General features: G+C 36.0%; 14 protein-coding genes. All 14 read left to right on the top strand.

Translation table 11 applies throughout. The features are described from left to right. The first annotated feature begins 384 nt into the window (after positions 1-384). The 14 genes from BLQ56_RS02435 (at position 385) to BLQ56_RS02370 (ending at position 13290) form a co-directional block, all read left to right on the top strand. Positions 385-540: a YjcZ family sporulation protein gene (locus tag BLQ56_RS02435; RefSeq protein ID WP_090849543.1), complete on the top strand. Its 156-nt coding sequence runs from the start codon at positions 385-387 to the stop codon at positions 538-540. A gap of 97 nt (positions 541-637) precedes the next feature. Continuing rightward, complete coding sequence (locus BLQ56_RS02430) at positions 638-742, top strand: YjcZ family sporulation protein (RefSeq protein WP_090849541.1); 105 nt, start codon at positions 638-640, stop codon at positions 740-742. Between the two features lie 44 nt (positions 743-786). Further along, positions 787-891, top strand: coding sequence for a YjcZ family sporulation protein (locus BLQ56_RS02425; protein WP_090849539.1), 105 nt, complete (start codon positions 787-789; stop codon positions 889-891). A gap of 47 nt (positions 892-938) precedes the next feature. Beyond that, entirely contained in the window at positions 939-1052 is a 114-nt protein-coding gene (locus BLQ56_RS02420; RefSeq protein WP_090849537.1) for a YjcZ family sporulation protein, read from the top strand. A gap of 36 nt (positions 1053-1088) precedes the next feature. Beyond that, entirely contained in the window at positions 1089-1208 is a 120-nt protein-coding gene (locus tag BLQ56_RS02415; RefSeq protein WP_090849535.1) for a YjcZ family sporulation protein, read from the top strand. Between the two features lie 150 nt (positions 1209-1358). Next, complete coding sequence (locus BLQ56_RS02410) at positions 1359-1754, top strand: hypothetical protein (RefSeq protein ID WP_090849533.1); 396 nt, start codon at positions 1359-1361, stop codon at positions 1752-1754. 441 nt (positions 1755-2195) lie between these two features. Then, positions 2196-3923 carry a methyl-accepting chemotaxis protein gene (locus BLQ56_RS02405; RefSeq protein ID WP_090849531.1) on the top strand — a complete coding sequence of 576 codons (1728 nt, stop codon included), beginning with the start codon at positions 2196-2198 and terminating at the stop codon, positions 3921-3923. Between the two features lie 533 nt (positions 3924-4456). Further along, on the top strand, positions 4457-7882 hold the full coding sequence (locus BLQ56_RS02400; RefSeq protein ID WP_090849529.1) for a pullulanase: 3426 nt from the start codon (positions 4457-4459) through the stop codon (positions 7880-7882). Positions 7883-8099: 217 nt separating this feature from the next. Continuing rightward, on the top strand, positions 8100-9542 hold the full coding sequence (locus BLQ56_RS02395; RefSeq protein WP_090849527.1) for an ATP-binding protein: 1443 nt from the start codon (positions 8100-8102) through the stop codon (positions 9540-9542). 258 nt (positions 9543-9800) lie between these two features. After that, positions 9801-10103 carry an urease subunit gamma gene (locus BLQ56_RS02390; RefSeq protein WP_090849525.1) on the top strand — a complete coding sequence of 101 codons (303 nt, stop codon included), beginning with the start codon at positions 9801-9803 and terminating at the stop codon, positions 10101-10103. Positions 10104-10121: 18 nt separating this feature from the next. Then, positions 10122-10442, top strand: a complete 321-nt coding sequence (locus BLQ56_RS02385) for an urease subunit beta (protein WP_090849523.1) — start codon at positions 10122-10124, stop codon at positions 10440-10442. Further along, the gene (gene ureC / locus BLQ56_RS02380; protein WP_090849521.1) at positions 10442-12151 is read left to right on the top strand and encodes an urease subunit alpha; all 1710 of its coding nucleotides are present in this window, start codon (positions 10442-10444) and stop codon (positions 12149-12151) included. Before BLQ56_RS02385 ends, ureC begins: the two co-directional genes overlap by 1 nt. A gap of 10 nt (positions 12152-12161) precedes the next feature. Then, positions 12162-12608 (top strand): urease accessory protein UreE, encoded by a 447-nt coding sequence (gene ureE / locus BLQ56_RS02375; RefSeq protein WP_090849519.1) that lies wholly within the window; start codon positions 12162-12164, stop codon positions 12606-12608. Further along, complete coding sequence (locus BLQ56_RS02370) at positions 12601-13290, top strand: urease accessory protein UreF (RefSeq protein WP_090849517.1); 690 nt, start codon at positions 12601-12603, stop codon at positions 13288-13290. Before ureE ends, BLQ56_RS02370 begins: the two co-directional genes overlap by 8 nt. The last annotated feature ends 16 nt before the right edge of the window (positions 13291-13306 follow it).

Raw genomic sequence — 13306 nt, 5'->3', positions numbered from 1 at the left:
TCCCATCATATAGAAGAGAGTTTCTTATTCAAATGGACATTAACCAAGGGATAAATTCAGTGAATTCTCCAATTCAGAACTAAAAGGTAAATTGAGATAATCTTGAGGAACTGATAACTGATCAACATGTAAAAATGTTAAAAAGGTTAAGACATCGGTAAAGCTTTTAATCGTTTACGAGCTCTTAATCATATGAATGGAAGCAGAATACTCTGCTTCTTTTTTTGTATAAACATATGAGATCTACACCATGAACGATCTAAGTCTATTCCTATTTCTTCTATTAATAACATCCAATTTTACTTTAAATGGTTTAATCGCCATGTCCTCTAGTAATCCTTTTTCATAGAGTATAGTAAGTACTCAATAAGGAGGTGAGAAAATATGGGATTATGGTCAGGCAATTGTGGCTATGGCACTGGCTATGGTACTAGTAACCCCTATGGTAACAACTCAAACAGTTTTACTCTCTTAGTTGTGTTGTTCATCTTATTAATTATTGTTGGCACAAATTACCCAATTGCAGAACAAGGGGATTAAGAAAAGCGCCTTTTTTTGCAAAACAAAGACAGATGCCTTGTCCTCTATGAAAGTTTTTTCATAGGATATAACAAAGCTAATAAAGGAGGTGGAATCAATGGGTTCATGGAATAACGGCTCAAATAGCTTCACTCTTTTAGTTGTACTATTCATTCTGCTAATTATTGTTGGTTCCAACTATCCAATTGCACAAGGTTATTAAGGTAACCTTTTATCACAATCTATTATTTTGAGGGAGGTGATTTGATGAGTTACGGTGGCGGAATGTCAAACAGTTTTACACTTTTAGTCGTATTATTCATTCTATTAATTATCGTTGGATCTAACTATCCAATTGCTCAAGGTTATTAGAAGTAATCTTTAATCACAAATCTATCATTTTTGAAGGAGGTGATTTGATGAGCTACGGAGGTCACGGAGGCGGAATGTCAAACAGCTTTACACTTTTAGTCGTATTATTCATTCTGTTAATTATTGTTGGATCTAACTATCCAATTGCACAAGGTTATTAAATGCAACCTAATCACAATCTATAAGGAGGTGATATCATGAGTTACGGAGGCGGAATGTCAAACAGCTTTACACTTTTAGTTGTTTTATTCATCCTATTAATCATCGTAGGTAACAACTATCCAATTGGTGGTAGTGGTTATGGTGGTGGTTACTAATTAATTTGTTAAAAGGGCTACATCTTAGATGTAGCCCTTTTTGTGTGGAGAGATAGATAAGATATTTGTCCATTTGTGTCCAATTAAAGGACAATCACCGTTACGCTTATCCAATCGCAACATACTTCTAAAAGAAAGGAGATGGTTTTTATGGGAGATTTGATTAAATGGGAATGTTTTGAACAATATAGAGAGGAAAAAAGGCATAAAGAAAAAAGGTCTACTAGTGAAGAACGATCAAAGGACTGGGATCATCATGTATTACCACAATTAGAACATAACAAATTAAATCCATTACTAACTGAGATGAAGGAAGCAAGAGCGACCTATTTTATGTGTTTAAAAGAATATGACACTATTTTAAGTAATTACCAATGCTTGATGGACGAGATTTATCAACAAAAGTCCTACCAACGACTATACAGTTCTATGGATAAAAATGAACGCTTAGTTAATCAACGCTTTAAAAATTTACCTCTTATTACTCATGACCATCTAAGGTATTTTCAATGCTATAAGGACATTCCAACGGATATCTTAGAATGATTAATATACTCTATGTTTGTTAGATGAGGATGGTGTCATCCAACTTAAATAACTAAGGATTTTATCTACACCCCTTTACAATAGAACTTCAAAGCTGCTTTACACCCATTTTTAATAATTCTAAAAAAATCCCTTTTTATTATTGTGAAAAGGAATATTAGATGATCATGATTTGTCATAAAAGCAAGCTGTCGTTCTTTCTGTGCTAGAAAAATAGGCATACGTCCAAAGATTCTATGTAAGATGTAGAAGTTTATTAGTTTGAGAAAGAATACGATTGATTATATAGGACGACACTTTGTTTAAACTCTCAATCTCTATGCGTACTTTTTTCTGCATAGATGGCTGAGAGTTTTTTTGAATTTACTAAAAAATAGATTAAAAGTTTGTCGGTTTATGTCGATAAATAAGATATAGAGTCGAAAAAAAGGAGGATCTATCATGAAAATAGGGTCAAAATTTACATTCTTTAAAAATTTAAGCGTCTTCAAGAAAATAGTAATCATATTAGTCATTTCCGCATTAGGACTAGGATTAGTTGGGATGGAAGGAATAACATCCGTTAATAAAATAGCAAAAGGTGAAGAGATTATTTATGAAGAACAATTAATTCCTAATCAGTTATTCGGTGAATTGAGAAGTCTTGATGCGAAATTAGATATTTATAGCTTAGAAATACTATTGAGTGAGAGTGCTCAAAAGGAAGAGGTCCTCGGGAAACTTATCGCTACTGCTGAGGAAGTGGATAAGCTTCAGGGAGAAATAGATCGTTTAAGACTACATCCTAATATCCAAGAAAAATATGAAATGTATAAACAAAAGAACTCCAAAATAGGTGAAGTTGCTAAAAAAATGATTGGTCTTTCCTTTGAGAACAAAAATGGAGAAGCCTTTACTAGCTATCTAGAAGAGGTAAAGCCATTAAGAGATGAAGTGAATAATGCGTTAACCGACATCCAAGCATTAAATGCGGAAAATGCGGAATTTATATACAAAGCAGATAAAACTATTGCGAAGAAAACGAGCGTTTTTCTAACAACAATCATGATTCTTTCTTTGCTAGTTTCCTTATTGGTTGGCATTGTCGTTGCTAGATCGATTGTTCAACCAATTAGACAATTACAAGGATTTCTATCCGAAGTAGAAAATGGAGATTTCACAGTAGAAGGAACGTACAAATCAAAGGATGAAGTTGGAAAACTGACTAGCTCATTTAATAGTATGATTGGTGGAGTTAGATCGATCATCAAAACGATGAGTGAAACATCTGAGCAATTAGCGGCTTCTTCTCAAGAATTAAGTGCAAGTGCAGAAGAAAGCACAAGAGCTAGTGAGCATATTTCTTCTACGATACAAGAGCTCTCAGATGGTTCGAAAAACCAATTGCAAAGTGTGGATAATAGTAACTTAGTTATTGTTGACATGTCAACATCTACTGAAAGAATTTCTAAGAGTACAGATCATGTGTTAACGAATGCTCAAGAGACTTCCCACCTTTCTAAAGAAGGAAAAGAATCGATTAACAAGGTTAGCACTCAAATGAAATCTATTAATCAAACAGTTACATCATTAGTAGAAGCATTTAAAGGATTAAAAGAACGCACAGACGAAATTGGGAACATTACTAGTGTCATTACTGGGATCGCAGACCAAACAAATCTCTTGGCATTAAATGCGGCAATTGAAGCTGCTCGTGCAGGAGAACAAGGAAAAGGATTTGCGGTTGTAGCGGGTGAGGTAAGGAAATTAGCGGAGCAATCAGCGCAATCAGCAGACCAAATTTCTAAACTAATCAAAGTCATTCAGGTAGATACACAACAAACGATGAACACTGTAACCTCTGCATCTTCGGAAGTAAATGAAGGATTAGTCGTTGTACAAGATGCTGGAACGATCTTTAATAATATAGAGGGCTCTATTACTGAAGTGGTTACGCAAATTGATGAAGTAGCGAACTTAGTCAATTCATTAGCTTCAGGTATGGGACAAGTGACACAATCGATTAATGGTGTAAAAGAAATAGCGGATGAAACGGCAGCAAGTTCGGAGTCGATCTCTTCAGCTACGGAAGAGCAATTAGCATCAATGGAAGAAATCGCTTCATCAGCACAAGTTCTTGCTAAGAATGCAGAAACATTACAATTATTAATTAGTAACTTTAAAGTTTAAGAGAAATGAAACCGCAGTGCTATGACTTTTAAGTAACTAGTCCAGAGAATTTTGCCCAAAGAAATAGTTAGTAACACCCATCACTGTTGATAAATTAACGGTGATGGGTGTTTTTTGTTTTGTAAAAAAGGCAGAGAGTCCAAAGCCTATGTAACAAACTCAGTTAATTTTGGGTGAGTACCAAGAGACTGTGATAAACAATGCTACATTGATTGTCTGATCCATTCACCTTATGATATTATTGCGCAATCGCTTTCATAATATGGTTGACAAGTAAAACATTGGAAACTTATAATATTGATGAAACCGTTTGCACACTTTACGAAGGGATTGTTTATGGTTAGTATATATATACTTATTTTTAGTGAGAAAGCGTTTTATTAAAATGGAAGAAGTCACATACATAATTTTTAACACATCGTTTTTCTGTAGAATTCTATGATAGGATAAAACGTTTTTCAAATGTATCTATTAATCTATCTATTCTTTAAAGTGAAAATGTGTTACGGAATACTTAGTTAAAGGGTGGGTTTATGAAAAAGAACAAATTAAAGAAAGCACTAATCCTCATGGTAGTTTTTGCCTTATTGCTTCCGATTGGAAGCTTTCAACTACCATATGATGCAAATGCAGAGACTTTAACGAATCAAGCTGTAACAGAAATTCCAGAAAACACATTAAGAATTCATTATCAAAGATTAGATCATAGCTATGAAAATTTAGGACTTTGGTTATGGAATGATATTGCAACACCATCAGCCAACTGGCCGGTAGGAGCAACTCCTTTTACAGCTGAACAGACAGACAGCTATGGGGCATATGTCGATGTTGAACTTATCGAAGGTGCACAGAATGTAGGATTTTTAGTTGTAAACAGAACAACTGGTGAAAAAGAGGGTGGAGATAAAGGATTTACAATAAACTCCCCTGAAATGAATGAAATTTGGATTAAAGAAGGAACAGATGAAGTTTTTACATATGAACCAGTAGAACTTGCTGAAAATACTGTAAGAATTCATTATGTAAGAGACGATCATAATTTTGAAAATCTCGGCCTTTGGATGTGGGAAGATGTAACAGCTACATTCGAAAGCTGGCCAACATCAGCTCTTCCTTTCACGGCTGAACAAACTGACCGTTATGGTGCATATGTAGATGTTGAGTTGAAAGAAAATGCGCAAAAGATTGGTTTCTTAGTTGTAAACCGAGAAACTGGTGAAAAAGAAGGTGGAGACAAAGGATTCTCACTTCTTCAAGACTATAATCGTTTATGGATTAAAAAAGGTGATGATAACGTTTATATTTCGCCATATTGGGAAACACCAACTGGGATTGTATCAGGTGAAGTTTTATCTGATAGCAAATTCTTGCTAGCTTTTACAAGTACAAAAGGATTAACGGCTGATGATTTACAACAATCACTAAGTATTACAGATAAAGACAATAACTCCGTAACAATTGAATCTGTTGAAATTGCTAGTGATACATCAGTTGTTGTTCATGCACCAATCAACTTGGGGAATGGCCCATTTAATGTGACATTCCAGGGAAGAACTGTTTCTGCAAAAGCAGGTTGGAGATTATTGGATGAAATGTACTCTTATGATGGCAATGACCTAGGTGCAACATATAACAATGGAAATGTCACATTAAGGTTATGGGCTCCAACAGCTAGTGATGTAACAGCAAACTTTTTTGATAAAGACAATGCTTCTAACCAAATTGGTAGCATTCAGCTTGAGCTAGGTGAAGATGGAGTATGGTCTAAGGATGTGACACCTGCTGAGTTAGGTGTGTCAGACTTAAGAGGTTATTACTATCAATATGATGTAACAAATGATGGGGTAACAAAGCAAGTATTAGATCCATATGCAAAATCTATGGCTGCTTTTACTGTGAATACGAAGGGTGAAGCTGGTCCGGATGGGGATACAGTCGGGAAAGCAGCAATTGTTGATTTAAGTAAAACAAATCCTTCTGGCTTTAATGGAGGAAATATTGAAGGCTATGAAAAAAGAGAAGATGCGATTATTTGGGAAGTTCATGTTCGAGATTTTACATCAGATCCATCAATTGAAGCTGATTTAAATGGTAGATGGGGAACGTATTCTGCATTTATTGATAAGTTAGACTACATTAAGTCTCTAGGAGTGACACATGTTCAGTTATTACCAGTTATGGCTTGGTATTTTGGAGACGAAACGAACATGGGGCAAAGGGAATTAGATTATTCAGCTGGCGGAAATGAATATAACTGGGGATATGATCCACACAATTATTTCACTCCAGATGGTGCGTACTCTGAGAACCCAGAAGATCCAGAGCTAAGAATTCAAGAGTTAAAAGAACTAATTGACGCGATTCATGATGCAGGTATGGGTGTAGTCCTTGATAATGTATATACTCATATGGCAAAAGCTAGCTTTTTAAATGATATTGTACCTAACTATTATGCGTTCCAGGATGCAAATGGTAATTTTATCGGTGGTTTTGGAAATAACTTAGCTACGAATCATCAGATGGCAGAAAAGCTTATGGTAGATTCAGTGAAATATTGGTTTGAAGAGTTCAAGATTGATGGTATGAGATGGGATATGATGGGTGATGCGACGTATGACTCTGTTCAAAAAGCATATGATGCTGCAGCTGAAATCAATCCCGATGCATTATTTATTGGAGAAGGCTGGAGAACATTTGGCGGTCACTTAGCTGATCCATCACTTCAAGGAATGGGTGCAGACCAAGATTGGATGGACCAAACGGATAGTGTTGGTGTATTCTCTGATGAAATCAGAAATGAATTAAAATCTGGTTTTGGTTCAGAAGGTGAGCCACGATTCCTTACCGGTGGGGCAAGAGATATTAATTTAATCTTTAATAATATTAAAGGTCAACCAACAAATACACCTGCAGATGATCCAGGTGATATGGTTCAATATATTGCAGCCCATGATAATCTACCATTATATGATGTTATTGCACAATCGATTAAAAAAGATCCATCGATAGCTGAAAATGACTTAGAAATCCATAAGCGAATCCGAATCGGAAACGCGATGATTTTAACCTCTCAAGGAACTGCATTTATTCATGCAGGGCAAGAGCTTGGGCGTACAAAACAATGGAAGGCAGATGGAGTGCCAGAACAAAAGTACCATGCATTAGAAGATGAAAGTGGAAATATATTTGGCTACTTTGTTCACGATTCATATGATTCTTCAGATGCAATTAATATGTTTGATTGGGAAAAAGCAACAAATTCAGAGTCTTTCTCAGTTAATAATGTAACAAGAGAATATACAACTGGTCTTATTGAACTTAGAAGGTCTTCAAACGCATTTAGGCTTGGTGAAATGGACTTAGTAAACTCTAATGTTACATTAATTGAATCTCCTGAAATGAAAGAGCAAGATTTAGTAATTGGTTATAAAAATGAATCAACAGATGGAACGGGAAGCTACTATGTATTCATAAACGCTGATAATCAAGAACGAACACTTACACTATCAGAGGATTTAACTGCTTATAAAGTATTAGTAGATAGTGATGAGGCAGGAGTGGTAGAAGTTTCGGAGATTTCTGGTTTCAATTTAACGGAAACTACACTAACATTAGATCCGTTAACAACGATTGTTATAAAAAATGAAGTGAAAGATGAAACAACAGACCCGGTTGACCCAGTTGATCCGGTAGACCCGGTAGATCCAGTAGACCCAGTGGATTCAAAGGACCCTGTGCAACCAACTGATCCGGTTGATTCAGAAAATCCAGAGGTAGTCACAGATCCGACTGATAAGGAAGAACCAGCAACTGATAAAGAAGAAAAAGAAACTGGAAATAATCTTCCTGATACAGCAACAAATAACCACTCTCTACTGTTAATCGGTGCGCTGACACTAGTTCTTGGATTTGGTTTATATGCATTTGTAAGAGCTAGAAAATTTTCAGTAGAAAAGTAAAAAGGTTCACGTCTGAAACTCATTAGGCTGTCGTTGTAGACAGTCTAATTTTTCCTTGGAACAGTCCTCTTGTCTCTATATGCGTTTTTTGATTGGTGGCTTACAGGAAAGTGGAGAATTGCGGAACTTTTAGTTGTTTTAATAGGCTCAGTATCTATGTATGTTAAAATATGTAATAGAGTGTAACAATTATTATAGATAGATTGGTGTTGAGTTAATGAATCGTTTTTTTAAAGTCTCTATTATTAATCGTGCGTATTTTATAACGGTCTTGTTAGTGATAGCTTTTGTTATAACGTTAGCCCTCTTTATTACAAATAATTATTTAGAAAAAGAAAAAGAATCAAGAGCAAAGGAAATTTATAATGTGGCAAAACTACTAGAGATGAATTTAAATTTTGCTTTTGATGATATCTTAACTAAAGAAAATGCTCATAATCAATCCAATCAAGAAAAGGTTCGTATATTAAATGAAGAAATTCAGCCCCTTCTAGAAAATTACTCCAGACTCTACCCTCATTTAGGAATGGGATATTACTCTATCGACCTTGATAGTGTTATCGCTATTGCTCCTGAATTTAAAGAAGATTTTTTAAAAAGAGTACCTAGAACTTTTCCTTACTTCAAATCTTATAAAACTGGAAAGCATGAGTATGTTTACTCCGGAGATTCTATCGCCTGGTATGGAAAGTCTATTTTTGCTATTACTTATCCAATTGAAAAAGACGGACGGATTATTGGTCATACATGGACAAATATAAAGATGGATGATCTATACGAAAACGTTACTAAATACCTGATAAATCTATTACTGTTTGGGTTATTTCTTTTATTGTTGTTAATAATTTTTATTAAAGTAGTATTTAATAATATAGAGAAACAAATTAAGGAAGTTACTGATGCTATTATTAGCGATAGCAATCATCAATCAAATATATTATTACCTGAATTAGATAAAATGGCTGAGAAATTAAAAAGTCAGAAAAAATATGAAGAGGAAATCTCTAAACTTGATAAACTGTCATCCATAGGAGAAATGGCAGCTACAATTGCACACGAGATTAGAAACCCTTTAACAACAATAAGAGGCTTTTTACAGCTTAAATCTGTGGATTTACCTGAAAAAGAAATGATTTATAATCAAGTAATGATTGAAGAATTAGACAGAGCTAATGATATTATAACTGAATATTTAACATTAGCTAAATCAGCAGATAGTTATCATTTCGAGCAAAAAAATCTAAATAGAATCATTGAAGAGATGTTTCCTTTAATAGAATCATACGCAATTAAAGAGAATAAAACCGCAATTTTAGAGTTAGGTGTTATTCCAGATATTGAATTAAATAAAAAGGAAATGAAACAACTTATATTAAATATTTGTCGTAATGGGATAGAGGCTATGAATCAGTGCGGACATTTAACAATAAAGACTACACTTTCTTCTTGTGAAAATGAAGTTATAATGGAAATTTCCGATGAAGGTATAGGTATTCCAGCTGCTATACTTGAAAATATAGGACAACCTTTTTTAACAACTAAATCAGGAGGTAATGGTTTAGGTTTATCTGTTTGTTATAGAATTGCAAAAAATCATAATGCAACGATTGATATCAATACTAGTCCATCTGGATCAACATTTATTATTAAATTTAAATAAAGTTGAACCTAGAGATGTCATTTGAAAAATCACCTTACACATTTGTGGTAAGGTGATTTTTTTGTTAGGCATTATTTCTTTGCTGCACCAATACTCCTAAATGGTGCATGAGAACCGTCCCCGTGCACCAGTTTTTTTATTTTTTTTAATATTGTAAAAAAAACCAACATATGTTACTTTATTTGTATGTTAAGTTTTCTTACAATGGGTGTTATGAGTTGTGTGGATTAATGTTGTTTAAATGAAAGGGTGAAGAGAATGAAGCTTACTTCACGGGAAATGGAGAAGTTGATGGTGGTTGTAGCTGCTGATTTAGCGCGCCGGAGACAAGGGCGGGGATTGAAGCTTAATTATCCAGAGGCAGTAGCGATTATTACATATGAAGTTCTTGAAGGTGCACGAGATGGAAAGACGGTAGCACAGTTAATGCAGTATGGTGCCACAATTTTATCAAGGGAAGATGTAATGGAGGGTGTTCCTGAGATGATTCATGATATTCAGGTTGAGGCGACTTTTCCTGATGGTACAAAGCTTGTGACGGTGCATGACCCAATTCGTTAATAAGAGGAGGAAGAGTGAATGATTCCTGGTGAGTATGTGTTGAAGAAAGATCCGATTGTATGTAACGCTAATAAGCAATCGAAGAAAATTCAAGTTCTCAATAGAGGAGATCGACCGATTCAAATAGGATCGCATTTTCATTTCTTTGAGGTTAATTCAGGTTTACACTTTGACCGTGAACAAGCTTTTGGGATGCACCTTAATATTCCTGCTGGTACTGCTGTGCGTTTTGAGCCTGGAGATCAAAAGGAAGTAGAGCTTGTTTTGTTTTCTGGCGAACAAAAGGTCTATGGTTTAAACAACAAAACAAATGGTCCGGTTGGAAAGGAGGTAGAATAATGAGCTTTAAGATGTCCAGAAAGCAGTATGCTGATATGTTTGGTCCAACAGTCGGGGATGCCGTCCGTTTAGCAGATACCGAGCTATTTATCGAGATTGAAAAGGATTATACAACATATGGAGATGAAGTGAAATTTGGTGGAGGCAAGGTAATACGGGATGGTATGGGACAGCATCCATTAGCAACTAGAGCCGAGAGTGTTGATTTAGTTTTCACTAATGCCATCGTTCTCGATTATACAGGCATTTATAAAGCGGATATTGGTGTGAAGGATGGTTATATTGCTGCGATTGGTAAAGCTGGAAACCCGTTATTGATGGACAATGTTGATATTGTGATTGGAGCTTCTACTGAAGTGATTGCTGCAGAGGGAAAAATAGTAACTGCCGGTGGAATTGATGCTCATATTCATTTTATTGCTCCACAGCAGATTGAGACTGCACTCTCTTCGGGTATTACGACAATGTTAGGTGGAGGTACAGGTCCTGCAACAGGAACAAATGCAACAACTTGTACACCAGGACCATGGAATATTCATGGGATGCTTCTTGCTGCAGAAGAATACCCTATGAATCTAGGATTCTTAGGAAAAGGAAATTCTTCAGATGAAAAGCCTCTGATTGAACAGGTAGAAGCAGGAGCGATTGGATTGAAGCTTCATGAAGATTGGGGAACAACTGCGGCGACGATTGATACGAGTTTGAAAGTAGCGGACAAATATGATATCCAAATCGCAATCCACACAGATACGTTAAATGAAGGTGGGTTTGTAGAAGATACGATCGCGGCAATTGATGGTCGTGTTATTCATACATACCATACTGAAGGTGCTGGAGGAGGGCATGCTCCTGATATCATTAAGGCGGCTGGATATTCAAATATTCTTCCGTCATCCACAAATCCGACCCGTCCATTTACAGTAAACACACTTGAAGAACATTTAGATATGCTGATGGTTTGTCATCACTTGGATCCGAGTGTTCCGGAGGACGTTGCTTTTGCTGATTCAAGAATTAGAAAGGAAACCATTGCTGCTGAGGATATTTTACATGATTTAGGTGTGTTCAGTATGATTTCATCTGACTCGCAGGCAATGGGACGTGTGGGTGAAGTGATTTCCCGTACATGGCAAACAGCCGATAAAATGAAGAAGCAACGTGGCAAATTGCAAGAGGATCTCGAAGTAGGGGATAACTTTCGTGTAAAAAGATATGTTGCCAAATACACCATTAATCCAGCGATTGTTCATGGTATTTCTGACTATGTAGGATCTGTGGAGGTTGGTAAATTTGCTGATTTAGTTTTATGGGATCCTGCATTTTTTGGAGTGAAACCAGATCTGATTTTAAAGGGTGGGATGATTGCTCATAGTTTAATGGGTGATCCTAACGCAAGTATTCCTACTCCTCAGCCCGTCTTGTACCGCCCAATGTTTGCAAGTCATGGAAGCTTGAAGTATCGAACATCGATCACATTCGTTTCTAAGGCAGCATTTGAAAATGGCGTTCATAAAGAGTTAGGACTTCAAAAAGAAGTGAAGTATGTTTCAGGAATTCGGAACATTTCGAAAAAATCAATGATATTTAATGATGCGACACCAAATATTGAAGTTGATCCACAAACATACGAAGTTCGTGTGGATGGAGAATTAATCACATGTGAACCAGCTGAGGTTCTTCCGATGGCTCAGCGATATTTCTTATTTTGAGGTGAATAAAATGATCATTGAAAAAGTGCTAGGTAATGTCTCGGCGATCGAGAAAAGAGCTCCACATGTTGAACGTGTATATTTGGAAAGTGATTTATTAGTAAAAAGAATTCAGAGGGTTGTGACAGATCATGGACGAGAAATTGGAATTCGTCTAAAGGATCATAAAGATTTGGTTGATGGTGATATTCTTCATATGGATGAAAAAAATATGATTGTTATTTCGGTAAAAGAGGATGATGTTCTAGTGATCATGCCTACTTCGATTGGACAAATGGGTGATATTGCACACCAATTAGGAAATCGCCATCTTCCAGCTCAATTTGAAGGTGATGAAATGCTGGTTCAGTATGATTATCTTGTTGAGGAACTACTGTCACAGGTAAAGGTGCCTTTTAAACGTGAAAAGAGAAAAGTGGGTCAAGCGTTTCGTCATATAGGACATAGTCATGGATAATGATTTATTCCCTTTACTACAGTTATGTGATTCTAATTTTCCTTCTGGGGCATTTTCGCATTCCTTTGGTTTAGAAACATATATCCAAGAGCAAATCATTGTAGATAAGGAAAGCTTTAAAACGGCACTGTCTGTTTTTGTTGATAAACAACTCGTTTTTTCGGATGGTCTTGCTTGTAGACTATCATATGAAGTCTTGGAATCTGGCAGGGGTATGGATGAGTTGCTTGAAATAGATCGTCTATTGTTTGTGTCTACCCTTGCAAAGGAAACGAGAGAGGGTAATCGGAGAATTGAGGAGCGAATGGCTAAGCTGTGTATGGATTTATACGCTATACCTGCATTAGGGGAGTATCTTTATTTTATAAAAAATAAACAGGGGTTTGGTCACTCGGCACTTGTGTTTGCGTTTGTTGCACATCATTTGCAGATTGATAAGGAGAAAATTCTGTCAGCATACCTATTTGCCTCTGTATCATCTCTTACTCAAAATGCAGTTCGAGGTGTGCCTTTAGGGCAAACAGATGGGCAAAGGTTGTTGGTTGAAATACAGGTAAAGATTAACGAGGCGAAAAATACAATCATGAAGCTAACAAAGGATGATTTAGGTGCTGTAAGTCCAGGCTTAGAAATTGCGCAAATGCGCCATGAGCGACTGCCTGTCCGATTATTTATGTCTTAAAAAATGTGAAGAGGGA

The sequence above is a fragment of the Litchfieldia salsa genome, from assembly GCF_900104555.1.
Classification (GTDB): Bacteria; Bacillota; Bacilli; order Bacillales; family Bacillaceae_L; genus Litchfieldia; species Litchfieldia salsa.
This window is presented reverse-complemented; position numbering and strand designations above follow the sequence as displayed.

Coding starts and splice junctions, on each gene's coding strand:
- BLQ56_RS02425 (WP_090849539.1), top strand. CDS start 787: ATGAGTTACGGTGGCGGAATGTCAAACAGTTTTACACTTTTAGTCGTA.
- BLQ56_RS02395 (WP_090849527.1), top strand. CDS start 8,100: ATGAATCGTTTTTTTAAAGTCTCTATTATTAATCGTGCGTATTTTATA.
- BLQ56_RS02435 (WP_090849543.1), top strand. CDS start 385: ATGGGATTATGGTCAGGCAATTGTGGCTATGGCACTGGCTATGGTACT.
- BLQ56_RS02370 (WP_090849517.1), top strand. CDS start 12,601: ATGGATAATGATTTATTCCCTTTACTACAGTTATGTGATTCTAATTTT.
- BLQ56_RS02410 (WP_090849533.1), top strand. CDS start 1,359: ATGGGAGATTTGATTAAATGGGAATGTTTTGAACAATATAGAGAGGAA.
- BLQ56_RS02420 (WP_090849537.1), top strand. CDS start 939: ATGAGCTACGGAGGTCACGGAGGCGGAATGTCAAACAGCTTTACACTT.
- BLQ56_RS02405 (WP_090849531.1), top strand. CDS start 2,196: ATGAAAATAGGGTCAAAATTTACATTCTTTAAAAATTTAAGCGTCTTC.
- BLQ56_RS02390 (WP_090849525.1), top strand. CDS start 9,801: ATGAAGCTTACTTCACGGGAAATGGAGAAGTTGATGGTGGTTGTAGCT.
- BLQ56_RS02400 (WP_090849529.1), top strand. CDS start 4,457: ATGAAAAAGAACAAATTAAAGAAAGCACTAATCCTCATGGTAGTTTTT.
- BLQ56_RS02430 (WP_090849541.1), top strand. CDS start 638: ATGGGTTCATGGAATAACGGCTCAAATAGCTTCACTCTTTTAGTTGTA.
- BLQ56_RS02385 (WP_090849523.1), top strand. CDS start 10,122: ATGATTCCTGGTGAGTATGTGTTGAAGAAAGATCCGATTGTATGTAAC.
- BLQ56_RS02415 (WP_090849535.1), top strand. CDS start 1,089: ATGAGTTACGGAGGCGGAATGTCAAACAGCTTTACACTTTTAGTTGTT.
- ureC (WP_090849521.1), top strand. CDS start 10,442: ATGAGCTTTAAGATGTCCAGAAAGCAGTATGCTGATATGTTTGGTCCA.
- ureE (WP_090849519.1), top strand. CDS start 12,162: ATGATCATTGAAAAAGTGCTAGGTAATGTCTCGGCGATCGAGAAAAGA.